Source organism: Amphritea japonica ATCC BAA-1530, assembly GCF_016592435.1.
Lineage (GTDB): Bacteria > Pseudomonadota > Gammaproteobacteria > Pseudomonadales > Balneatricaceae > Amphritea > Amphritea japonica.
On sequence record NZ_AP014545.1, the window covers coordinates 2,462,883 to 2,487,152 of the forward strand.

A 24,270-nucleotide genomic window follows, 5' to 3' on the forward strand; every position below is an offset into this window, starting at 1 on the left:
CAGAGGATATATGAGCAATTTCGATGATATTTTCAGCTTTAGTAAAGTTGCCGAATTAAACAGTTATACCAAAGCGGCCAAGCAATTAAACATTCCTAAAGCGACCCTGAGCAGAAGAATGAAAAACCTTGAAGAGCGCATGGGAGTTAAGCTAATTAACCGGGATACCCGAAAGCTGAGCCTTACCGAAGCAGGCATACACCTCTATAAAAGCAGCTCCTCCCCTCTGGCACAGCTCAGAGAGATCGAGAATGAAGCCTCCAATTTTCAGACAAAGCCTGCCGGCGATCTGAAAATAACACTGCCTGTAGATGTCTCGATCCGATTACTAAACGATATCATCTCTGATTTTGTCATGTTGCACCCGCAAATTAACCTGGAAATATTCTTTACTAATGAGGTGGTCGATATTATTAACGAAGGGTTTGATTTGGCAATAAGAGGAGGTGCCCCTAAAGACTCAAATCTGATAAGCAAGAAAATACTGTCAAGCAAACTACACTTTTGCTGCTCACGAACTTACTTTGAAGAACATCAACCGCTATCCCATCCCAACCAGATTAGCAGCCAGAACTTTGTAACCTTTGACTCTCCGACTAGTGAACATATCAAGATTACCCGAGATCACGAAGAAATCATCCTTCACACACGTAATAGCCTCAGCGTTAACAGTCTGGATATGGTGCTTCAGTGCGCACTGAAAGGTTATGGCATTGCGATGCTGCCAACTTCAGTTTGCTACGATGCATTAAAGTCAGGCACATTAATACCACTATTCGAAGACTGGAGCAGACCCGCCATAGCGCTCTATGCCTTGTATCCGAACAGGGTAAAAACGAACAAACTTCAGCTATTCATAGAGTATGTAGAACGCAGGTTAAGCGATATTGAGCTGAAGTTTAAAACCTTTGAGTAGTTCTGCAGGAGAATCAGAAGACTCTGGCCAGGCACACTCCAGTTCAGCCAACATTAATGATACTTGCAGATACTGTCATTAGGTTAGCCAGCAATGGGGCTATATCAACGAGAGACTAATTCTCCATTACCGGCCCATAAATTCAAAAATAAATGACTACAACTGATGATGAAGAATCATAGAAAAAAGTATCGTAATGATCAGCTTTCATGCTTTACTAACAGATAGTTTGAATTAAAACAAAGCCTGCAGAACATCAACTAAAGGCCAATACGATACAAAAATATTAGCATTGATGTATCAATAGGTATCATATTATAATGATCCAGGTCAGTTACATAATAAAAAACCAACCATGCTGTCGACAAAAACTGATGTATTTAACTGAGCTTGCTGCAGTTTTAAGAATGCGGCATACAGCTCAATGCGACTGCCCAAGACAATTACATGAGCATATAGGTTGATTCCTTGAAGGTATTAATCTATAAATGCTTAACATGTTTAGTAATCAACAATAAAAATAGTATAAATAGAGGAAGACATAATGAATTTAAAGAAAGCGCTTGCGATCGGTATATTCATGGGTGTTGCAGGCCAGGCAACGGCAGAAACAACTCTGCGTGTAGCAAGCTGGTTACCACCAACCCACCCACAAAACGCTGTTGTATGGCCAACCTGGTCTAAATGGGTTGAAGAAGCGACCGAAGGCCGGGTTAAAGTTGCCGTTGAATACGGTATGGGCCACCCAAAAACCATGTTCGAAATAGTCGAAGATGGCGTTGCTGACGCATCTTTCTCTTACCACGGTTACGTACCAGGCCGCTTCAAACTGACTCAGGTAGTCGAGCAGCCTCTGCTGGGTGTTAATGCCGAAGCAGCATCCGTGGCTCACTGGAAAATCCACCAAAAATACTTCACTCAGGCAAATGAGCATGAAGGCCTTGAAGTAATTGGTCTGTTCACACACGGACCAGGCCAGATCCACCTGGCTGATCCTGTCAGCTCTCTTGCTGATCTGAAAGGCAAAAAGATTCGTCTTGGCGGCGGTATTCAAGGTGAAATCGGACACCGCATGGGCGTTACTGCTGTAGGCGCTCCAGCACCGAAAGTATATGAGATGATGCAACAAGGTGTTATCGACGGCGTTTTCATTCCGATGGGCGAGCAGAAATCTCTGCGTCTTAAAGAAGTTGCTAAAAACGTTATCGCCTTACCAGGCGGCATGTACCTGGGTAGTTTCTCAATGTTCATGAACCCTGACTTCCTTGCAGACCTGGATCCTAAAGATCGCGAGGCGATTCTGAATGTATCAGGCGAGAAGCTTTCCGCTATGGCAGGTAAAGCATGGGATGCAGGCGATGCTGAAGGTCTGGCCGCAGCTCAGGAAGCTGGCGTAAACATTACCATGGTTAAAGATGGCGACGCTCTTTCTACAGAGTTCGCAAATCTGGCCAAGGGCATGGATGAAAACTTCTACGCAGCAGCAGCTGATCGTAAAGTTGATGGCAAAGCAGCGCTTAGCGAGTTGCGCGAAATAGCGCGTAGCTATAAGTAAAACAAGCTAAATCAACAACGCTGCAGCATCTGCTAACAGCGTTAGCGATTCTATAAAAAGCCAGTCATTCGACTGGTTTTTTTGTGCCCGTTAAATACCACTTTATAAATAAGCTTCTCATTGGAGGTCTCTTTTTATGTATAAAATGTTACCTTTACGTAAAAAGCAAGTTTGCCCAGATAAACAACGATCTATAAAATGTACTAATGCCTGCAAGCAGGTGAAGTAAAATAAAACTAACATGGAATCACATGTCCGCCTTCCCAGCCCTTGAAACACTGATTGACAACTTTCGAAGCCGCCGACCTTTTCGCGCAGGTTCGTTAATCATTACCCTGTATGGAGACGCAATTGCTACTCGCGGGGGTACCGTCTGGCTTGGAAGCCTAATCAAACTTTTAGAACCACTTGGGCTTAATCAACGCCTGGTTCGCACCTCGGTATTCCGGCTATCTAAAGAAAACTGGCTGGCGGCTGAGCAGGTTGGTCGCAGAAGTTACTATAGCCTGACAGGCCCCGGTATTCGGCGCTTCAGAGAAGCCTTTAAGAGGGTATATGCTGAACACAACCCTGAGTGGGATGGCCGCTGGCTGATGGCGGTACTTAATCAGCTAAGCCAGGATGATCGCCATAAATTGCGACAGGAACTCGAATGGCATGGCTTTGGCACCTTAGCACCTACCGTGCTGCTACATCCACAGATGAGAAAACCAGAATTCCAGGGGCTTCTACAAGAATTTGAATTTCACAATGATGTCATCATATTCGAAGATTTAGGTGAAGGTTCGATCGCTAGTCGCGCCCTCCGTTTACAAACACGCGAGTCATGGAATTTGCCAAAACTTTCTGAAAGCTATCAGAACTTTCTGGATAAATTCAGACCGATCTGGAACCATCTAAAAGAGAAAAACAGCCCTTCACCCGAGCAATGCTTTCAAATTCGCTTATTACTGATTCATGAGTATCGAAGAATAATTCTTCGAGATCCGGAACTACCTGAAGAGTTACTGCCAGGAGACTGGGCCGGCAGTGCTGCCCGACAACTTTGTTACAACATCTATCAACGTACCTGGCAGGGCGCTGAACAGCACATGGATGACATTCTGGAAACAGCAGAAGGCCCTCTTCCTCCACCCAATAGTAAATTTTACCAACGTTATGGTGGGCTCAAAAGCTTATAGCTGCGTAAGTATAAAAAAAAACGAGGCTGAGCCTCGTTTTTTTAATATCGGATTGTCTACGTATCAGTTTGGTATTTAGGCTTAACTTCACCGACCTTAAGTCTCGGGCGATCAGCCTCTACCTCTGTCAGGGCTTCCACCGATTCCATCGTATTCAAGCAACGCACCGTGAGCTCCTGATAAGTTGCAGTCCCTGCACTTTTCCAGGCCACCTCCTTATCACTCAGCGCTCTTATAACCTTTGCAGGCGTTCCCACCACCATACTGCGTCGCTCGCAGCTAAACGCGGCTTTAACGAAGGCACAAGCTGCCACGATCGACTCTTCACCAATAACAGCACCATCCATAATCACTGCATTCATGCCTATCAGAGCATTACGCCCCACACGACAACCATGCAACACCGCACCGTGACCGACATGTCCATCTTTCTCAACAACCGTATCCGTTCCCGGAAAACCATGCAGCACACAGGTATCTTGAACATTAGCGCCCTCTTCAAGCACTAAGCGACCAAAATCTCCGCGTAGCGATGCGCCCGGGCCAACATAACACCGCGGCCCAACTATCACATCACCAATTAATATCGCAGTAGGGTGAACAAAAGCTGTGGAATCTACAACCGGTGTCACGCCATCAATACTATAAACCTGCATCAACGCCTCCTTTACTTAATACACTTTTATACGTCTGTATGACGACGACTTTGCACTACAGCAAAACGTCCAGCAACAAACGCGGGATCAGTCAGGGCAGCATTGGCCGCCGGGTTATTACCTGTCGCATGAAAATCACTGAAAGCAGCTGACTGATTAACAAATACGCCGCTATCCAAATTACAGGATAATGCAACTCCCTGTTCAATTGCCACACTTTCAGCCGCATCTAATACCGCATCATCGGTTGAGTATACACCGAAGGTAATCGCTCCTTTCGAGGCAACCACATTCGAAATCAAGGCAAGGCCCTGCTCAGTACTGTCAACAGCAACAATAAATGAGATGGGTCCAAACTGTTCCTGCTGCCAGACAGAATCAGCGCCATCAACCGAGAGAATTAACGGCGTGTGATACACGGCTCCTTTAAAGCCTGGCATCGAGTGAGTTTCAGAAGCAAGCACAACCCTGCCCAACTCGGCCGCCAGTTCTAAGCGTCTGACGGTCACAGGATTAGGAATCGCTCCGAGTACACCCGCAGCACGTTCAGGGTCAGACAGGAATTTCTTGATAGTGTCACACAAAACTGAAGACACTTCTTCAAAACTCATATGGCCCTTATCAGTAATGATACCCCCACGTGGAATTAACAATGCCTGAGGCGTAGTACACATCTGACCGGAATATAAACTAAGCGAAAAAGCCAGGTTCTGAGCTGCCCGTTTCATATTCGCCACACTATCGATCAGAATAGTATTCACTCCGGCCTGCTCTTTATACAACTGAGCCTGAGTCGCATGAGCAGATAACCAGTCACCAAATGCATTACCACCGGTGTAATCGATCAGGCGAACATCCTTATGCGTTGCTAATGCCTGTGCAATCCCCACCGCTTCGCCTTCAGCGGCCATGGTGACCAGCTTAGGATCAAAACCCGCTTCGACTAATACCTGCTGGCATACCTGAACCGTTATCGCAACGGGTAATACAGCTTGCGAATGGGGCTTAACAATAACCGGGTTTCCTGTGACTAAACTCGCAAAAAGGCCAGGGTAAGTATTCCAGGTCGGAAAAGTTGAACAAGCCACTACCAGAGCAACGCCCTTAGGTACGATGTGGTAACGCTTACTCATCACTAAGGGATCATGCTTGCCTTGCGGCTTATGCCAAAGCGAATCCCTGGGTACACCGTCTGTCGCCAACCAGGCAGTCGCTATCGCTTCAAGTCCACGATCCTGTGCATGAGGGCCGCCCGCCTGAAAGGCCATCGCAAAGCCCTGACCGGTCGTGTGCATCGTAGCATGACCCAGCTCAAAGCTACGTTTATTCAAGCGATCAAGTATCTCAAGGCAGACTCCGGTTCGAACAGAAGGGCCTGCATCTCTCCACTGAGGTAACGCCGCTTTAGCAGCATCCACTAAATCTTCCGCAAGATATTGGTCATAGTGAATACCCAGGGCACCGGTATACGGCGAGATTTCAATCCCTGTTGTACTAATAACCTCAGGCCCTTTGAGTGAAAAAGGCTTATTCAGGCACGATTCGTAAGCATTTAAACCCTCTTCCCTCGCTGAAGCGCCGTAGAACTTTCCACTCGGAATTTCTGGATACGGAGTCCAGTGACCACGTTCCTGTACCGCCTGACACGCTTGCTCTAAAACAGCCTTATGCAGATCGAAAAAATTAGGTGTAGATGGCATTAGATACTCCAATGAAAACCAACATCAAACAACATTACGATTCAAAAAAACAAAATAAATTAACTTTTTTGTATCCCTTCTTGGAAACAACTATAACCCAATCCTTTGACTCACATCAACAAAAAATATATTTATCCTTATTTTTCAACAAGTTATATCCACATTACTTTCCATTGAAAAGCATCATAAAAAGGCAAAAAATTAGACTAATTATCCTATTACAGATGACCACAGCCACTGTGTAGAGATCTGAACATTCACCCAAAAAACCACATAATAACAATATGTTAACGGCAAAATTCAACAAATAAAACACAACCCAAAAATGACACAATAAATGATCAAAAATTTGACAAAGTGCATCACTTTAGATTTTACTGTCATTAATTGATCAGCATCAATATTTGTTTCGTCTTACTATTTACATCAGACGATCAGACATTAAGCCGACAGAAAAGCACACCGAGCTGCAGAGAAAGTGCTTACAAAATAAAGCTATACAACAGGGCAATGCATGAACACACCAACAAACCTTCTTATCAGCGGGCCGTCTAACGGCGTGCTAACGATTACCCTTCACCGACCTGAAGCACTAAACGCACTCAATACAAAACTACTCGAAGAATTAGTAGAGCAACTAGAAGCCGCTGAGAAGAATAATGATATCGGCGCTGTCGTTATTACAGGCTCAGCTAAAGCCTTTGCAGCAGGCGCTGATGTACGGGAGATGGCGTCTCTGGATGCCGTTGGAGTGCTGAAAGACCCTCGTGTTGAACACTGGAAACGCGTAACAGCATTTAAAAAACCAATTATCGCCGCCGTTAATGGATTCTGTTTTGGCGGAGGTTGTGAACTTGCAATGCACGCCGACATCATCATCGCGGGTGAGGACGCCAAGTTCGGCCAACCTGAAATCAAATTAGGCATTATGCCTGGTGCAGGCGGTACTCAGCGGCTCCTTAGAAGTGTTGGTAAATCTCTGGCAATGCAGATGGTACTGACCGGTGAACCTATCACCGCAGGCCAGGCTATGAGCGCCGGCTTAATTTCAGAAATCACCCTGTCTGAAATGACCCTTGAGCGAGCACAAACAGTCGCAGCACAAATTTCAAGACACGCACCTATTGCCGTAGAAATGGCGAAAGATGCCTTACTCAAAGCATTTGATACTGACCTCAGTTCCGGACTTCTTTATGAACGCAAAGCATTCACACTGCTTGCCGCCACCGAAGACCGTAACGAAGGTATCAATGCCTTTCTGGAAAAACGCAAACCCTTATTCAAAGGATGCTAAGCCAATGAATTTCGAAACAATCAGCCTATCTATTGAAGATGGGGTAGCTCTGCTTGCCCTTAATCGCCCTGATCGCCTAAACAGCTTCAATGCGGACATGCACGCCGAGATGCGTCAAGCCATGAAAGCGATCAAAACAGACGACAGCGTACGCTGCCTGGTATTAACAGGAAACGGTCGTGGCTTCTGTGCGGGCCAGGATCTGAGTGATCGTAATGTAGCTGCGGATGCAGACATGCCTGATCTGGGTCTGTCTGTTGAAAAGAACTACAACCCATTAGTACGCACCCTGCGCGATCTGCCGATGCCGGTTATTTGTGCGGTTAACGGCGTTGCAGCGGGTGCTGGTGCAAACTTAGCCCTGGTATGTGACATCGTTGTCGCTGGCCGTTCAGCCGTCTTCATTCAGGGTTTCAGCAAAATTGGCCTTGTGCCGGATTCAGGCGGCACCTGGACACTTCCTCGTCTTGTAGGTACTGCTCGCGCCAAAGCGCTGATGCTACTGAGCGATAAAGTCCCTGCTGAACAAGCTGAAGAATGGGGCATGATCTGGAAGTGTGTTGATGATGAAGCGCTAATGGATGAAGTCATGGGTATGGCCCGCAAGCTGGCTAAACAGCCAACCAAAGGCTTTGACCTGACCCTTCGTGCTGTCAGCGCTGGCAACACCAATACACTGGATGAGCAGCTGGATCTGGAACGCGACCTGCAACGGTTAGCAGGACGCACTGATGATTACCGTGAAGGCGTTGCCGCATTCATGGAAAAACGCAGCCCTAACTTTACCGGCAAGTAATCGGAGCACATATGACTACAGTTAACAGCACAATAGCTCCATTAGATAAAAGCGCTCAGATCAGTGTTATCGGTGCCGGTACCATGGGTGCCGGTATCGCTCAGGTAGCCGCCGCTTATGGCCACCCTGTGATTCTGTTCGATCAGAACCCTGAAGCGATTCAACGCGGTTTAGATCATATACAAAAGGGTCTGCAAGGTCAGGTTAAACGCGGCAAGATGACAGAAGAAGCGCTACAAGCGTTAATGGCTAACATCACACCGGCAACCGACATTGCAGCACTGGCAGACTGTAAACTCGTCATTGAAGCTATTATTGAAGACCTTGGCATCAAACGGGGCTTACTGGCTAACCTTGAAGCCAATTGTGCTGAAGACTGTATTTTAGCGACCAACACCTCCTCTATTTCAGTAACAGCACTTGGCGCTGAGATGAAACACCCTGAGCGTCTGGTCGGCATGCACTTTTTCAATCCAGCACCAATCATGAAGCTGGTCGAAATTGTGTCTGGTCTGGCCACCTCTACTGCCAACGCTGCACTGACACACGCCACAGCAAGTGCCTGGGGTAAGCAGGCGGTTTATACCAAGTCGACCCCTGGATTTATCGTTAACCGTGTTGCCCGCCCGTTTTATGCAGAATCTCTGCGTATCTCTGAAGAAGGCGGCGCTGATACCGCAACCCTCGATCAACTCATTAAGGGTGCGGGCGGTTTCCGTATGGGCCCATTCGAGCTGATGGATCTTATTGGTCATGACGTTAACTACGCGGTGACCTGTTCTGTCTTTGATGCCTACTATCAAGATCCACGTTTCCTGCCGTCATTAACTCAGAAAGCTCTGGTTGAATGCGGCCGTCTTGGCCGAAAAAGTGGCCATGGATTCTATGACTATAGTGAAGGCGCGGAAAAACCTGCGGCAACAACAACGACCGGAGGCAATACCCCTCAAGTGATTCAGGTAGTCGGTGATTTAGGCGTCGCTAATAGCCTGATTAATCGTATCGAAGCGCAGGGTATCAACGTCGAAAAGCAGGCATCAGACAGTGAATCTTACATCAAGGTTGGCAGTGCGCGTTTAAGCCTGACCGATGGTCGGTTTGCTACTGAAGTCGCAGCAGTGGGTATCAAGGATACAGCCCTGTTTGACCTGGCCATTGATTACAACAGCGCATCTGCCTTGGCCGTCTCTTTTGCCGATCAGTGCAGTGACGCCGCCAAACAGGATGTAATCGGTTTATTCAATGCGTTGGAGATTAACTTAAGCGTCATTGATGACATTCCAGGCCTGGTGGTCATGCGTACAGTCGCCATGCTCGCTAACGAAGCAGCGGATGCCGTCAATCAAGGCGTGTGTACCGCAGCCGATGCCGATATCGCTATGCGCGGTGGTTTGAACTACCCGAAAGGCCCATTAGCCTGGACCGATGAAGTGGGCGTAAATAATATTTTCAACTGTCTCAGCAATCTGCAGCAAAGCTACGGCGAAGACCGCTACCGTCCGTCTGCCCTGCTACGTCGTAAATTCTTTGCAGGAGCTTCCTTTCATGGCTGAGCAAAACTACGCTGATAAGTATGACCTGAATGATCCTCAGCAATTAGCCGAGGCTTGTGCTGAAGCCTTGCTAGCTGATGATCCATTGACGCAAGAGTTAAAGATGACGGTTGTGAAGGTAGGCCCTGGGTCTGCCGAACTGACCATGCCCGTTCAGGACTGGATGACCAACGGTCATGACACCTGTCACGGCGGAATGATCTTCTCATTGGCGGATAGTGCTTTTGCATTTTCATGCAATACGGAGAACTACCCTACCGTTGCGGCTGGCTGCAGTATTGACTATATCAGCCCGGGTCACCGGGGCGATATGCTCACAGCAAAAGCAACTAAAAGCCATCAACGTGGCCGTACGGGCGTTTATGATATTCGCGTTGAAAACCAGAAAGGAGAGCTGATCGCACTGTTCCGTGGCCGCTCTCACCGAATTCGTGGTGTCGTTATTCCCGGCACTGATCACGACACCACACTACCGCAAGGAAGGTAATACACCATGACTGATGCATATATTTGCGACGCAATCCGCACACCATTTGGCCGTTTCGGTGGCGGTTTAGCCCCTGTTCGCCCTGATGATTTAGGCGCAGTGCCACTTAAAGCACTGATGGAGCGTAACCCAGATGTTGACTGGACAACGGTAGACGACCTTATTTACGGTAACGCCAACCAGGCCGGTGAAGACAACCGTAACGTAGCGCGTATGTCTGCACTCTTAGCGGGTATGCCAACAGATGTTCCGGGGACAACCGTTAACCGCCTGTGTGGTTCGGGTATCGATGCTATTGGCATGGCGGCACGCGCAATTAAATCGGGTGAAACACAGCTGATGATTGCCGGTGGCTGCGAATCTATGTCCCGCGCACCATTTGTTATGGGTAAAGCGGAATCAGCGTTCAGCCGTAACCCTAACGGTCTGTACGACACCACCATCGGCTGGCGCTTCATCAATAAAAAGATGAAGGCTGAATACGGCGTAGATTCTATGCCTGAAACAGCTGAAAACGTCGCTGAAGATTTTAATATTTCCCGCGAAGACCAAGACCTCTTCGCGTTCCGGAGCCAGCAGAAAACAGCTGCAGCCATGGAGAAAGGCACTTTCAACGAAGAAATCTGCCCTGTTGTCATCCCTCAACGCAAAGGCGATCCCGTTGTTGTTGATACCGATGAACACCCACGCGCCTCTACTACACTCGAAGCCTTAGCTAAACTAAGAGCCCCTTTCCGTGAAGGTGGTTCAGTAACGGCAGGTAATGCTTCAGGTGTAAACGACGGTGCTTGTGCACTACTTATCGCATCTAAAGAAGCGGCTGAGAAAAACGGTCTGACGCCTAAAGCTCGCATCGTGGGCATGGCTACCGCTGGCTTAGAACCGCGCATCATGGGTTTTGGTCCGGCACCTGCCACCAAAAAAGTACTGGCTAACACCGGTTTAACCCTCGATCAGATGGACGTCATTGAACTGAACGAAGCGTTTGCTTCCCAGGGACTGGCTGTATTGCGTGATTTAGGACTGCCTGATGACGCTGCACACGTAAACCCGAATGGCGGCGCGATCTCACTGGGACACCCGCTAGGTGCCAGTGGCGCGCGACTGGTAACGACTGCGATGTATCAGCTTCATCGTACCGGTGGCCGGTATGCACTCTGCACTATGTGCATCGGTGTCGGCCAGGGCATCGCGATGATTATTGAGCGCGTTTAATCGTGCCAATGAACAAACTTTTCGCTGAAAATTCCAGCTTTAATATAAAAATAATTACAAAGAATTGATAACAGGACAAGAACTATGATGAACGTCAAAGTGGATCCAAACTCACTGGATTCAATTGAAACAGCAAGTATTGATGAAATAAGAGCGCTGCAGCTAAGCCGCATGAAATTCAGTATTAAACATGCGTATAACAATGTCAGTGCTTACCGTGTGCTCTGCGACGAAAAAGGTGTACATCCATCAGATCTTAAAACCCTAGATGACCTGAAAATATTCCCGTTTACTACTAAGCAATACCTGCGTGATGCATATCCGTTCAACTCTTTCGCGGTACCTATGAGCGATGTTGTACGTATTCATGCCTCCAGCGGCACAACTGGCCAGCCAACAGTTGTGGGTTATACCCAGCACGATATCAATGTCTGGGCAGATGTAGTTGCACGTTCTATCCGTGCAGCAGGTGGCAGAAGCAGCGATAAAGTTCACATCTCATATGGCTATGGTCTGTTTACCGGTGGTATGGGCGCCCATTACGGTGCCGAGCGCTTAGGTTGTGCGGTTATTCCGATGTCCGGTGGTCAAACCGAGAAGCAGGTTCAACTGATGCGTGATTTCGATCCCGATGTCATCATGGTAACCCCTTCTTACATGCTCAACCTGATGGACGAAATGGACCGTCAGGGTCTGGATCCGAAAGAGATGGCACTGCGTGTTGGTATCTTTGGTGCCGAGCCATGGACCGGTGAAATGCGTAAGAACATCGAAGGCCGTCTGGGTATTGATGCTGTTGATATCTATGGCCTGTCAGAAGTGATGGGGCCGGGTGTCGCTCAGGAATGTGCGGAAACGAAAGATGGCCCAACCATCTGGGAAGACCACTTCTATCCTGAGATCATTGATCCAGCCACCGGCGAAGTACTGCCCGATGGCGAGTACGGCGAGTTGGTATTCACCTCACTGACCAAAGAAGCACTACCCGTAATTCGCTACCGTACCCGCGACCTGACCCGTCTTCTTCCTGGTACTGCGCGCCCAATGCGCCGCATGGATAAGATCACCGGTCGCTCTGACGACATGCTGATTATCCGGGGAGTCAACGTCTTCCCAACGCAGATTGAAGAGCAGATCCTGAAAGTTAAGGCCCTAGCGCCTCACTACGAGATCGTAGTCGATAAAAACGGCAACCTTGACACCGTACAGGTCAAAGTTGAACTAACGCCGGAAGCGCAGCATACCGATCAGGCTCCCGTGATAAAAGAGCTTCAGCATCACATCAAATCTGTGATCGGCATCAGCACTAAGATCGATGTCGTACCGGTAGGTGGTCTGCCACGTTCTGAAGGTAAAGCTAAACGCGTATTTGATAATCGCCCTAAAGGCTGAATTAAAAGCGCTCAGTAACACACTTTGCGACCGACACTGAAAGTGCCGGTCACGATGAGAATAAATCAACGCAGGTTTTCAGAGCACACCCTGAACCTGCGGGTCCAAAAATTATGGAGACTATTGATATGACATCTCAAGAAGAAAATTTCATGCGCAAGATCGAGGCTGATGAAAAGATTGAGCCTAAAGACTGGATGCCGGAAGCCTACCGTAAAAACCTGATCCGTCAGATGTCGCAGCACGCTCACTCCGAAGTGATCGGTATGCAGCCTGAAGGAAACTGGATTACCCGGGCACCATCGCTACGTCGTAAAGCGGTACTGCTGTCTAAAGTACAGGATGAAGCTGGACACGGTCTGTACCTTTACAGTGCCACTGAAACGCTGGGCATCAGCCGCGCAGAATTGATCGCAGCACTGCAGTCTGGTGAAGCAAAGTACGCGTCTATCTTTAACTACCCTACCCTTACCTGGGGTGATGTGGGCGCTATTGGCTGGTTGGTAGATGGTGCAGCCATTGTTAACCAGGTATCGCTACAGCGGACCTCTTACGGTCCATATTCACGCGGCATGATCCGTATCTGTAAAGAGGAAAGCTTCCACCAGCGTCAGGGCTATGAAGCACTTCTGGCACTGGCTAAAGGTTCTCCGGAACAGAAGCAGATGGCTCAGGATTCGCTGAACCGTTTCTACTGGCCTGCACTGATGATGTTTGGTCCTCACGACTCAGAATCCGCTCACTCGGCTAAGTCGATGGAATGGAAGATTAAACGTGAAACCAATGACGACCTGCGTCAGAAGTTTATCGATCAGACCGTTCCTCAAATCGAAGTACTCGGCCTGGAACACCCGGACAAAGAGATCAAGTGGAACGAAGAACGTGGCCACTACGATGCCGGTGAGATCGACTGGGATGAGTTCTACAGCGTTATCAATGGCAATGGTCACTGTAACCGTCAGCGTGTTGAACACCATATCGCTGCGCACGATGAAGGTACCTGGGTACGTGATGCAATCACTGCATATAACGAAAAGAAAAACGCCAAAAAAGCACAGAACGTAGCATAAGGGGCATTTGCAATGAACACCGAAAAATTAGAATTGTTTGAAGTTTTTATCCGTTCCAAGCGCGGCCTGGACCATAAGCACATTGGCAGCCTGCACGCTGAAGACCATGAGCAGGCACTTGAATACGCACGTGATTGCTATACCCGCCGTAGTGAAGGCGTCAGCATCTGGGTCGTGAAATCTAACGACATCTGTTCATCTCAGGAAGACGATGCAGAATGCTTCTACGACCCAAGCGATGACAAACCTTACCGTCATGCGACTTATTACGTTCTGCCTGACCCTGTAAACAACATGTAATTGGCGGGAGCAAATACAATGAGTGATGCAATAAAACAAGCTACATTAGAATACGTTACCCGTCTGGGTGACGATTCAGTTGTTCTCGGCCACCGTATCTCTGAGTGGGTCAGCTATGGTCCGTTCCTGGAAGAAGATATCGCTTACGGAAACGTAGCACTGGATTACATCGGCCGTGCCCGTATGTACTACAGCTACGCGGCTGAACTGGCTGATGATGGCCGTACCGAAGACGACTTCGCTTACATGCGTAGTGACCGTGATTACCGCAACATGTTATTGATGGAGATGCCTCGCGGCGACTTCGCCTATTCTCAGGTTCGTCAGCTGCTAGCCGATGCCTACGCAACGGTAATGCTACCAGAACTGGTAAAGTCGAAAGATCAAACCATCGCGGCGGTTGCTGCTAAGGCGATCAAAGAAACCAAATATCACCTGCGTCGCAGCCGTGACTGGGTTTTACGTCTGGGTGATGGTACTGAAGAAAGTCATCAGCGTACTCAGAAAGCTGTCGATCAACTGTGGGGCTATACCCATGAGCTCTTTGATATGGATGAAACTGAGCAACTGCTGGCTGATAACGGTATCGGTGTAGACGTCTCTAAATTGCGTGATGCATGGCATGCCATGGTGAGCGAAATACTCACCACAGCAACGCTGACTGTTCCCGATGACAGCTGGGCTGTCCGTGGGGGTCGTACCGGCTATCACACTGAGAATCTGGGCCACATGCTGACAGAGATGCAGATAGTGCACCGTTCGCATCCTGGCTGTCAGTGGTAAACCGCTATGAATGAAATCTCACTTATGCCAGCCGAGCAGTATCAGCGTTTGCAGCAACGTAACGCCGCCGACGTAAAGGAACTATGGGATCTGCTTGATATCATCAAAGACCCCGAACTCCCGGTACTGTCTATTTGGGATCTTGGGATTCTGCGTGACATTGAGCGTGACGGTGACCGTATAACGGTGACTATCACGCCAACCTATTCCGGCTGTCCCGCGATGGACAATATTCGTACTGACGTTGAAAAAGCGTTGAACGAAGCAGGCTATCAGGAGGTGACTGTGAATATGTCACTGTCCCCCGCCTGGAGTTCAGAGTGGATGTCGCCTGAAGGCCGCAAAAATCTCCGTGAATACGGCATCGCCCCTCCGGAAGATGCTGACCTCGACGAAGATGGCCTGACACCAGAAGCCCATGCGCAATGCCCGCATTGTCGTTCCCGTGATACTCGCCGGATAAGTGAGTTTGGCTCTACTGCATGTAAAGCACTGTTTCAGTGTAACGACTGCAATGAGCCCTTTGACTATTTTAAAAAGATCTAGGCCATAGCCAGGATCAAAAAGATAAAGGTGAAGCAATGTCTGACACCAATTTCTATACGCTGAAGATAGCTGACGTTCAGCCAGAAACTGAAACCGCTATCTGCGTATCATTTGATGTACCAGAAGAGTTGTCCGAAAAGTTTAAGTTTGTTCAGGGTCAGTTTCTGACACTGCGTGCGATGATTGATGGCGAAGATGTTCGTCGTTCTTATTCCATCTGTTCAGGTGTGAGCGACGGCCATATGCGCGTCGGTATTAAGCGTGTTAAAGAGGGTCGTTTCTCTAACTTTGCAAACGACAGCTTCAAAGCAGGCATGGAAATTGAAGTCATGCCCCCTCAGGGCAGTTTCAATACAGAACTGAAAGCTGACAACGCTAAGCACTACATGTGCATCGCGGCCGGTTCCGGTATTACACCAATGATTTCTATCATGAAATCAGTGCTGGATAACGAACCCGGCAGCACCGTGACACTGATCTACGGTAACCGTCGTAGTAATTCTGTAATGTTCAAAGACGAGCTGAACTTCGTTAAGAACCGTTACATGAAGCGCTTCCAGTGGATCAACATCATGAACTACGAAGATCAGGGCGCTGATCTGTTAAACGGGATTATCGATAACGCTAAAGGCGCGGCGCTACAGAAAGCAGGACTCATCAACATCAAGAGTGTTGACGAAGCCTTCATCTGTGGCCCGGAAGCGATGATGTCTGAAGTATCACGTGGCTTCCGTATGGAAGGCCTGAGTGATGAGCAGATCCATTACGAACTGTTTGCAAACTCGTCTGACGATTCTAAAACGATGCTTGAAAAAGCTCAGAAACGTAAAGATGAATTCGGCGAAGAGAAAACATCTAAAGTCACTGTTGTCGCAGATGGCCGCTCTATTATGTTTGATCTGGCTACAGTCGGTGAGAACATCCTTGATGCCGGTATGCATAACGGCATGGAACTTCCTTACTCTTGTAAGGCGGGTGTTTGCTCGACCTGTAAATGTAAGCTAGTCAAAGGCGAAGTGGACATGGATATTTCCCATGGCCTTGAGCAACATGAGATCGACGCTGGCTACGTGCTCAGCTGTCAGGCTCATCCTATCTCTGACGAAGTGATCGTAGACTTCGACCAGCGCTAAGACGCTATTCCCGGGTAGCAGCGCTGCCCGGGAAACTATCTTTAGAGGTTTATAACCCGATGAAACTACAAAGCTATATCAACGGCCAGTGGGTTGATGGTACAGATGCCGGTGCTGAAGTATTCAACGCTGTTAACGGCGAATCTATCTGTACGGTTAGCAGCAGCGGTATCGATTTTGAAGACGCCCTGCGCTACGCCCGTGAAACCGGCGGCCCTGCCCTGCGTAAGATGACCTTCCATGAGCGTGCCAATGCGTTAAAAGCACTTGGCAAAATGCTGATGGAGAAAAAGGAAGAGTTCTACCGTGTGTCCGCCTGGACCGGTGCCACCCGCGCCGACAGCTGGATCGACATCGAAGGCGGTGTCAGCACCATGTTTACGTACTCCAGTCTGGTACGTCGTGAACTACCTAACGAAACCTTCCTGGTTGAAGATGACGCACAACGTCTGTCTGCCCAGGGAACCTTTATCGGTCGCCATATCCTGGTACCGAAAGAGGGTGTTGCGGTACATATCAACGCATTCAACTTCCCTTGCTGGGGCATGCTTGAAAAGATCGCTCCGAGTTTAGCGGCGGGTATGCCGGTTATTGTTAAACCAGCGACCGCTTCAAGCTACCTGACAGAAGTCATGGTTAAAGCCATTGTCGCTTCAGGTATTCTACCGCCGGGCGCTATTCAGCTGATCAGCGGTAGCGTTGGTGATCTGCTTAACCGCCTGAACGAACAAGATGTGGTGACCTTTACAGGTTCAGCCTCTACCGGTCAGAAACTGCGTTCGCATCCCAATATCGTTGCTAACTCTATCCCTTTCACCATGGAAGCGGATTCTCTGAACAGCAGCATCTTAGGGGCAACAGTTGAGCCAGGTTCGGCTGAATTTGATCTGTATGTCAAAGAAGTCGCACGGGAAATGACGGTTAAAGCCGGCCAGAAATGTACCGCGATTCGTCGTGCAATTATCCCGCGCAACCGTATTGAAGCAGTGGCTGAAGCACTCAAAGCACGTCTGGATAAAACCACTGTCGGTGACCCGGCAGTAGACGGCGTGCGGATGGGACCGCTAGTCGGTCGCAGCCAGGTGCGCGATGTATGGGAAAAAGTTGATCAGCTCAAACAGAGTTGTGAGCTTATCTACGGTGGCACTGAGGATTTCGCAATCACCGGTGGCAACCTGGAAACCGGCGCGTTCTTCCCGCCTACCCTGCTGTACTCTGATCAGCCAACGCAAACCGATGTTCCCCACGGTGTTGAAGCCTTTGGTCCTGTGTCTACGCTAATGGCGTACGACGACATTGATCAGGCCATTGCCATTGCTAAGCTGGGTAAAGGTAGCCTGGTTGGCTCAATCGTCACCGGCGATAACAACGAAGCCCGTGACCTGGTACTGGGTTGCGCGTCCTATCACGGCCGTTTGTTGGTTCTGAACGCTGATTGCGCTAAGGAATCAACAGGTCACGGCTCGCCGCTACCAACCCTGGTACACGGTGGCCCGGGTCGTGCCGGCGGTGGTGAAGAGCTGGGCGGTATTCGCGCAGTGAAGCATTACATGCAACGTACTGCAATTCAGGGTAGCCCAACTACTCTGACGGCTATCACTAACGAATTTAATCCGGGCTCTGAACTGATTCAAAAAGATGTTCACCCATTCCGCAAGTACTTCGAAGATCTGGAGATCGGTGAGACACTGATCACCCATCGCCGTACTGTTACGGAAGCAGATATCGTTAACTTTGGCTGCCTGTCCGGTGATCATTTCTACGCTCACTTTGATGAGATCGCAGCAAAAGACTCACTATTCGGCAAGCGTGTAGCCCATGGTTACTTCGTTATCTCGGCTGCTGCAGGCATGTTCGTTGAGCCATCTCCAGGCCCGGTTCTTGCGAACTACGGCATGGAAAACTTGCGCTTTGTTGAGCCTGTCGGCATCGGCGACACCATTCAGGTTCGCCTGACCTGCAAACAGAAGATCAAGAAAGATCGTCGCAGCGAAGAAGAACAGCCAAACGGTGTCGTTGTTTGGGACGTCGAAGTGAAGAATCAGAATGATGAGCCTGTCGCTATCTACAACATTCTGACACTGGTAGTACGTAAAGAGGACTAGGCACTACGCAGAGCAGAGATCTCTTTCTGCAAGTCCACAAAAAAGCCCTGATCAATATGATCGGGGCTTTTTTTTGTTGAGCGGCTCTCTATAAATACCTGCCTGTTCAATCAACACAAGCTATCTATTCCCCCGACCAATCATCACCAAGCAATTCATACCGATAACGTTAGCAATAACCACAGCACCAAAGCCCCCTTGTCACTCTGCGCTTACAAAAGTAAGCACCTTGAAAAACGCCTAATCACAGCCATATAGGTATATGGGCTGGTTACTCTGATAAACCAAAGCATTTGAACATTATTCTATGCAGGATCTGGACACACTATGTCTAACAGCAGAAAAACGGACTATTTGCAGAAGATTCATACAGTGACAGATGACGCTAAAACGCTGATCAACCGAGCAATGCAGAACCGTGTCTGCATCGGTATCACCGGCCTGAGCCGCAGCGGAAAATCGACCTTTATCACCAGCCTTATTAATCAGCTTAAGCAACACAATGCCAAAAACTCCCGTCTTGGGGGTTTCTCCCCCTGGTTAAAAAAGCGCATCGTACAGGTGATTGAACACCCGTTGGAAAACCGCTACCTGCAGCCGTTTGATTATCAACAAGCGGTCAACAGCCTGTCTGGAAAGTCACCCGAGTGGCCGATACCTACCCAGGATATCAGCGGTGTGCTTCTGGAAATCAAACTGGCCGATAAAAACTGGCGGGGGAAAAAATCCACCAAAAGCGTGTTTGTTGAACTCAGAGATTATCCTGGCGAGTGGCTGGTAGACCTGCCACTACTGAAGATGAACTTTCGTGAATGGTGTATTCAGGTCAATAATCAACTGTCTGCCGCACCCAGAAACAAGTTTGCCCATAACCCTTCCGATCTGCTGAAGGCCGTTAATCCCTTTGCAGAGTACGATCCAGCCACGGTAGATAAGCGACGCGCTATCTATATCAATTTTTTACAAGCCTGTAAGCAACAATCGCCACCGCTAACCATCTTGCAGCCAGGACGCTTCATCGAACCCGGATCAAAACAGGGCCATGCTGCCCTGAACTTCATCCCCCTGCTTGCCTGTGCAGACTATAGCGAAGCAGAACTGAATGCTGCAGATGACAATAGCTACTTCAAACAACTGGAAGTGGTATTCGAGTCCTACAAATCTGCTATCGTAAAACCTTTCTTTAAAGCGTTTATCGAGCCCATCGACCGGCAGGTAGTATTAGTTGATGTACTGAATGTACTGTATGGCGGCGACGCCTATCTGCACGACATGATGCAGGCCTTAGAAGCCATTGGTGATAGCTTTGACTACGAAGGTGGCCTGTTCCGCGCCAAGATAGAGAAAGTGCTTTACGCGGCCACTAAGGTTGATCAGGTTGTCTCGCAGGACCACGATAATGTCCGTCACCTGCTAAGCAGCATCGTTCGCAAATCCCTCGAGCGCATTAATGGTGCCCAGGCTGATGTCAGAGTCGAAGCGGTAGCATCGGTCAGATCCTCTCAGGCAGACTCCCAGGGGGGCGAAGAGATACTCAAAGGTATCTCCAGCGAAGGCGACGCCATCGGCTTTGTTAATCCCCGTATTCCTGACCATATTCCAACAGAAGCGGAATTTGAGACATTCATCGATTGGCAGCTACCGGTATTAAAACCACCCCGGGGCATCCGGGCAAATCAGGATCAGGCTATTCCTCATATCCGCATGGATGAAGTGCTGCATAACTTATTGGGTGATATATGTCGTTAAAACCGGAACAGAACACAGACACACGAACCCCGCGTACCTTTAAGATCGCTGAAGCTGACCTGAAGGGTGGCATTCCCGATTCCATCGAGTCGGACAAGATTGAAAATCCGCCCCAGACAACCGGCCAGATCGATTGGGATCAATACCCTCAACCCCTCTTTTCCAAAGCGATAAAATATACCGCTGTCGGCATCGGTGGCTTACTCGGTCTGACAATAGTCAACGACCTTATTTCCATGATTAACAGCGCCTCAGCCATAAGTTCTGTTTTAGGCATAGCCGTAACCGCGGTATTGGCAGCGCTGGCGGTACTCTCCGGCGTTGGGCTGTTTCAATGGTTTAAGGGCACTAACGATATTCAACAGATAGCGGAGTTTCAAAGACATGCCGCGGACCTGCAACAGCAACAAAACAGCCAAAGCGTGACTCCTTTCTTTGACAGCCTGGTAAGTTTTTACGCCGATACGCCGCAGGAGAAACTGTTAGACGAAGCACTACAACTGATGCCCGACTACCTGGATGATGCCGAACAGCTAAGGCACCTTGAGAAACTGTTCATCGCCCCTCTGGATGCCCGGGTGGAAAACATCATCCGCAAACACAGTGTTCAAACAGGCCTGGCGGTTGCCGCCAGCCCGATGCCCTCGCTGGACGCCATACTCACACTCTGGCGCACCAGCATAATGATCAAAGAGATCTCAGACACCTATGGCGTCAAACCAAACTTTGGCAACCGCATGCGCACTCTCTATAAAGTCGGCAGAAGCACCGCTTACTCCGGGCTATCCCAGACCGGACTGGACATGCTCGACCTATCCAGCTTTCCTGCCATCAATATCGGCGCCAAAGCCCTGCAGGGCGCAGGCGCCTGCGTCGCTACCTCCCGCATCGGTATTCAATGCGCATCGCTATGCAGACCCATCCCCGCCGACAAATCAAAAACAGGCTATCGAGAAAAGCTGGTATCATCGCTATTACTGCTGTTAGGGAAAAGACTGAATAAAGAGAGAAATACTGAGGTCTGATTGGAGGGGGCTTAGGAACAGCTGTGGCCCTGACACATTAATCGGCGCATTGGCTCGCAGGGAGGCTAACCCGCATTTTGTAACGGATAGTCCTGTACCAGACTTTCAGTTGGAATATTTAAACCGGTATGCAGTTTGCATATCATCAGCAGGGTTAACTTACGACGGTAATTCATGACCTCTGATACACGGCCGGAATGCCCCAAGTATGGCACTAGGTCTTTATCCTTCAAACCATATTGATCAAACGTTAGCCAAGCATGAACACTAAACCGAATAGCAACCAAGACTGTAATTCCTACATAAAGAAAATTCAGCTTGTGAAAATGGCTAATCATACAAGTGGATCTAGCTCCTTTGATAATAAGCTTGGCAGTCCAAAATCCTCCGCTTTATTATCGGCATAAGGATTAGATACCCAGATAGGTTGTATATACCGCAGTATATTTTGCGCTGGGAAAATCAACACGCCTATTACCAATTTATAAGCATCTATATCTGCAGCAAAGAGCTTCAACAAATCGCATTTCAACACTCCTATATCAGGTGGAGAGGTATAAAAAACCGAGACCATACCGGGTAATCCATACTCTAAAATCTGCGCAGCGGCCTTTTTAACTCCATTACTTAACAGTCTGCGACTCACAAAGGCCTGCGTAATTTCGGGTATCGCCATTCGACCTGTTAAACCAACACCTGAAGGTGCTATATACAGCTCACCCTTGGATCCTAAATCATGGTACTGGTACTTAGGAGTAAATGGCCCTATCTGCTTCAACTTTTGAATAATAGGTAACGCATCGACAGTAGCTGCTAGCTTATAGCTACCATAGTTCGGATACCCATAATCAGAAGGGTCTAATTCAATATCAATAGGTCTATAAGCCACTTCATAGCCGGTAGGAATTAAGAACATTACCAAGCGACCAAATTCACTCACATAATCATCAAACCACTGTTCGGTTACTGAGTCTTGCAAGCTCTTACATTCAACGACAAACCTATTGCCTTGAAGATCTACCAAAATATCAGGGGTACGGCCTTTCTTAGGTTTAGCCTTAATAAACGAAACATCGTAGCCAGTTTCAGACATAACATAGGCCATAAAGAGTTCAAGCTTAGCACTTCCCGCCTGCTCTACTCTCTTATAACTATCGATAATAGATTCATGGCCATCTAATTCAAGGGCAAGCCGTAGTTTCTTAGCCTGTTGGTAGATATTACTTAATTGACTCAATCCTTTACCGAAATGAATCAACTGTATAAAGCAATGACGAAATGGATCATCACCCAGCGACATAACCCATTCTTTTGTTAGCACAGTTTTCAGTAGTTCTATTGCTTCAACAATATCGACTTTCTGAACGGTAGCTCCCGGGCTATACCAACGATCCTCTAACCACCAGGGGTTAAACCACCAGTTTCCTGCATCTACTATCTGTTGATTTAAATCGTCCATTTACAGTTCAAGTCCTTACATTAGTGACCTATTTATCACTTATTGACAGCTTCTCTCTTGCTGAGTCTCTACTTAATGCAAGGATCATGGGCAAACCAACCGGTATATAGTATGCATACTGCTGCACTACCTGGCCAGAGAGCAGGCCAGGACCAGTGGATAATCGGCAGAGGGTAAGGTAAAGAGTTTTAAAGCCCCGCTAGGGTAATCATTGTAGGAGATTCCAGATTTGATCAGCATTGTTGTTAAGATCATATAGCGGCATTGGATTTAGCAATTTAACAGCGCTCAGATCCTGCTCAGTTAAAGAATTATGTTTGAAGTAAAAGTACTTAGAATTAGATGTTAGTAGTGACTTCTTGTGCTTAGAAATCCAGTCAAGCTTCCTTGCAGTGAAAATCGTTGTATCTGATAAATAAATTCTACTGAGAACAGAAGGCATATAAGCTTTCTTATCAAAGCCTTTAAAAGGGTCGCCTATCGAAAGTAGACTGAGTTCAAATGAATCATTCGCAGCTTGCATTTTACTAGCAGAGATATGGATGCCTGAAGGTAAAAACACAGCTGTAATAACACCTAATGAGGCGGCATGTAGAGCCAGCTTTTTTTCAGCTGCAGAGCTACCAAATAGCATACTACGTTTTTTACTAGCGCATTGGTCAATCAGTTGAAATATCAAGTCTTTTTCAGCTTCATCCGGTTTAGAACTAGCTATTACAGAAACATCAAATCCATTCAGAGGCTTATTCAGTCCGTAGTGAAATAGTGTTTTTTGGGTATACACTTTAAGGTTTTCAGGATAGAGCAAAGATTCATCAGCGATTGAATCTATGTTCGCGGTTTTAAGAGAATGAAGTTCGCTTTCGCTGAACTCAGGAATATTCTTACCTGCGTTCTTCGAACTGTATGGTTCGAAAACAAGAATATCGCTAGGCGCAGTTGAAAGATATTTCTCAATGAGGTTTTTGACTATATCCCAATCAAGACCGCCGTGCCCGCAGCCCAGAGCGGGAAGAGTAACCGTAACATTCTTCTTGTCAGCCAAATAGCTTTGCATCCAGGCAAGCCCGGACTCTACATATTCATATTCCGAAGGTTTGCGCCAATGGTTTTTGGTTGGGAAGTTAACAATTTCTGTTGATGCAGCGAACATATCATCGTTCTTCCAGACTGATGGAACCCCAGGTTTAATTTCACCAGACTTACACTGTTTCTCGTAAACTTTGAACATAGTGGGATATTTTTTCTTGAAGGCCAGTGCTACCCCAGCCCCCATCACACCTACGCAGTTTACAGTGTTGACTCTGATATCAGCGTCATAATCAAAGAAATCACCTTTTACGTATTTAATCATT

22 protein-coding genes are annotated in these 24,270 nt (G+C 48.0%); 17 read left to right on the forward strand and 5 right to left on the reverse strand.

The features are described from left to right. Positions 1–10: 10 nt before the first annotated feature. The 3 genes from AMJAP_RS11480 (at position 11) to paaX (ending at position 3,652) form a co-directional block, all read left to right on the forward strand. Positions 11–916: a LysR family transcriptional regulator gene (locus AMJAP_RS11480; protein WP_019620420.1), complete on the forward strand. Its 906-nt coding sequence runs from the start codon at positions 11–13 to the stop codon at positions 914–916. A gap of 544 nt (positions 917–1,460) precedes the next feature. After that, positions 1,461–2,471 carry a TRAP transporter substrate-binding protein gene (locus AMJAP_RS11485; RefSeq protein ID WP_019620419.1) on the forward strand — a complete coding sequence of 337 codons (1,011 nt, stop codon included), beginning with the start codon at positions 1,461–1,463 and terminating at the stop codon, positions 2,469–2,471. Between the two features lie 251 nt (positions 2,472–2,722). Next, entirely contained in the window at positions 2,723–3,652 is a 930-nt protein-coding gene (paaX, locus tag AMJAP_RS11490; RefSeq protein WP_019620418.1) for a phenylacetic acid degradation operon negative regulatory protein PaaX, read from the forward strand. A gap of 56 nt (positions 3,653–3,708) precedes the next feature. On the opposite strand, the gene paaY is transcribed toward paaX, so the two are convergent. Together paaY and paaN are read right to left on the reverse strand one after the other, a co-directional pair. Beyond that, positions 3,709–4,308 (reverse strand): phenylacetic acid degradation protein PaaY, encoded by a 600-nt coding sequence (gene paaY, locus AMJAP_RS11495; RefSeq protein ID WP_019620417.1) that lies wholly within the window; start codon positions 4,306–4,308, stop codon positions 3,709–3,711. Positions 4,309–4,334: 26 nt separating this feature from the next. Continuing rightward, positions 4,335–6,008, reverse strand: coding sequence for a phenylacetic acid degradation protein PaaN (paaN, locus tag AMJAP_RS11500; protein ID WP_019620416.1), 1,674 nt, complete (start codon positions 6,006–6,008; stop codon positions 4,335–4,337). Positions 6,009–6,522: 514 nt separating this feature from the next. Between paaN and paaF the strand changes: the two genes are divergently transcribed. The 14 genes from paaF (at position 6,523) to AMJAP_RS11570 (ending at position 21,456) form a co-directional block, all read left to right on the forward strand. Then, on the forward strand, positions 6,523–7,302 hold the full coding sequence (paaF, locus tag AMJAP_RS11505; protein ID WP_019620414.1) for a 2,3-dehydroadipyl-CoA hydratase PaaF: 780 nt from the start codon (positions 6,523–6,525) through the stop codon (positions 7,300–7,302). Between the two features lie 4 nt (positions 7,303–7,306). Next, positions 7,307–8,098 carry a 2-(1,2-epoxy-1,2-dihydrophenyl)acetyl-CoA isomerase PaaG gene (gene paaG, locus AMJAP_RS11510; RefSeq protein WP_019620413.1) on the forward strand — a complete coding sequence of 264 codons (792 nt, stop codon included), beginning with the start codon at positions 7,307–7,309 and terminating at the stop codon, positions 8,096–8,098. 11 nt (positions 8,099–8,109) lie between these two features. Further along, positions 8,110–9,651, forward strand: coding sequence for a 3-hydroxyacyl-CoA dehydrogenase PaaH (gene paaH, locus AMJAP_RS11515; RefSeq protein ID WP_019620412.1), 1,542 nt, complete (start codon positions 8,110–8,112; stop codon positions 9,649–9,651). After that, on the forward strand, positions 9,644–10,138 hold the full coding sequence (gene paaI / locus AMJAP_RS11520) for a hydroxyphenylacetyl-CoA thioesterase PaaI (RefSeq protein WP_019620411.1): 495 nt from the start codon (positions 9,644–9,646) through the stop codon (positions 10,136–10,138). Before paaH ends, paaI begins: the two co-directional genes overlap by 8 nt. A 6-nt stretch (positions 10,139–10,144) precedes the next feature. Further along, positions 10,145–11,353, forward strand: a complete 1,209-nt coding sequence (gene pcaF, locus AMJAP_RS11525) for a 3-oxoadipyl-CoA thiolase (RefSeq protein ID WP_019620410.1) — start codon at positions 10,145–10,147, stop codon at positions 11,351–11,353. Positions 11,354–11,437: 84 nt separating this feature from the next. After that, positions 11,438–12,745, forward strand: coding sequence for a phenylacetate--CoA ligase PaaK (gene paaK, locus AMJAP_RS11530; RefSeq protein WP_019620409.1), 1,308 nt, complete (start codon positions 11,438–11,440; stop codon positions 12,743–12,745). Positions 12,746–12,873: 128 nt separating this feature from the next. Then, a complete protein-coding gene (gene paaA / locus AMJAP_RS11535) occupies positions 12,874–13,815 on the forward strand; it encodes a 1,2-phenylacetyl-CoA epoxidase subunit PaaA (protein WP_040404041.1) in 942 nt (313 codons plus the stop codon). Positions 13,816–13,827: 12 nt separating this feature from the next. After that, positions 13,828–14,115, forward strand: a complete 288-nt coding sequence (gene paaB / locus AMJAP_RS11540) for a 1,2-phenylacetyl-CoA epoxidase subunit PaaB (protein ID WP_019620407.1) — start codon at positions 13,828–13,830, stop codon at positions 14,113–14,115. Between the two features lie 18 nt (positions 14,116–14,133). Further along, positions 14,134–14,898, forward strand: a complete 765-nt coding sequence (gene paaC, locus AMJAP_RS11545) for a 1,2-phenylacetyl-CoA epoxidase subunit PaaC (protein WP_019620406.1) — start codon at positions 14,134–14,136, stop codon at positions 14,896–14,898. Positions 14,899–14,904: 6 nt separating this feature from the next. After that, positions 14,905–15,444, forward strand: a complete 540-nt coding sequence (gene paaD, locus AMJAP_RS11550; RefSeq protein ID WP_019620405.1) for a 1,2-phenylacetyl-CoA epoxidase subunit PaaD — start codon at positions 14,905–14,907, stop codon at positions 15,442–15,444. Between the two features lie 35 nt (positions 15,445–15,479). Further along, the gene (gene paaE / locus AMJAP_RS11555) at positions 15,480–16,577 is read left to right on the forward strand and encodes a 1,2-phenylacetyl-CoA epoxidase subunit PaaE (RefSeq protein WP_019620404.1); all 1,098 of its coding nucleotides are present in this window, start codon (positions 15,480–15,482) and stop codon (positions 16,575–16,577) included. Positions 16,578–16,636: 59 nt separating this feature from the next. Further along, positions 16,637–18,682, forward strand: a complete 2,046-nt coding sequence (paaZ, locus tag AMJAP_RS11560) for a phenylacetic acid degradation bifunctional protein PaaZ (RefSeq protein ID WP_019620403.1) — start codon at positions 16,637–16,639, stop codon at positions 18,680–18,682. 327 nt (positions 18,683–19,009) lie between these two features. Continuing rightward, positions 19,010–20,431 carry a YcjX family protein gene (locus tag AMJAP_RS11565; RefSeq protein ID WP_019620402.1) on the forward strand — a complete coding sequence of 474 codons (1,422 nt, stop codon included), beginning with the start codon at positions 19,010–19,012 and terminating at the stop codon, positions 20,429–20,431. Further along, a complete protein-coding gene (locus AMJAP_RS11570; protein WP_019620401.1) occupies positions 20,422–21,456 on the forward strand; it encodes a YcjF family protein in 1,035 nt (344 codons plus the stop codon). The genes AMJAP_RS11565 and AMJAP_RS11570 overlap by 10 nt, the downstream gene beginning before the upstream one ends. A 65-nt stretch (positions 21,457–21,521) precedes the next feature. Here the strand turns inward: AMJAP_RS11570 and AMJAP_RS11575 are convergent, their stop codons facing one another. From AMJAP_RS11575 to AMJAP_RS11585, 3 genes are all read right to left on the reverse strand, one after another. Beyond that, on the reverse strand, positions 21,522–21,794 hold the full coding sequence (locus AMJAP_RS11575) for a helix-turn-helix domain-containing protein (protein ID WP_019620400.1): 273 nt from the start codon (positions 21,792–21,794) through the stop codon (positions 21,522–21,524). Continuing rightward, positions 21,791–22,915 (reverse strand): hypothetical protein, encoded by a 1,125-nt coding sequence (locus AMJAP_RS11580; protein ID WP_019620399.1) that lies wholly within the window; start codon positions 22,913–22,915, stop codon positions 21,791–21,793. Before AMJAP_RS11580 ends, AMJAP_RS11575 begins: the two co-directional genes overlap by 4 nt. A 208-nt stretch (positions 22,916–23,123) precedes the next feature. Then, on the reverse strand, positions 23,124–24,269 hold the full coding sequence (locus tag AMJAP_RS11585; RefSeq protein ID WP_019620398.1) for a macro domain-containing protein: 1,146 nt from the start codon (positions 24,267–24,269) through the stop codon (positions 23,124–23,126). Position 24,270: the final 1 nt, after the last annotated feature.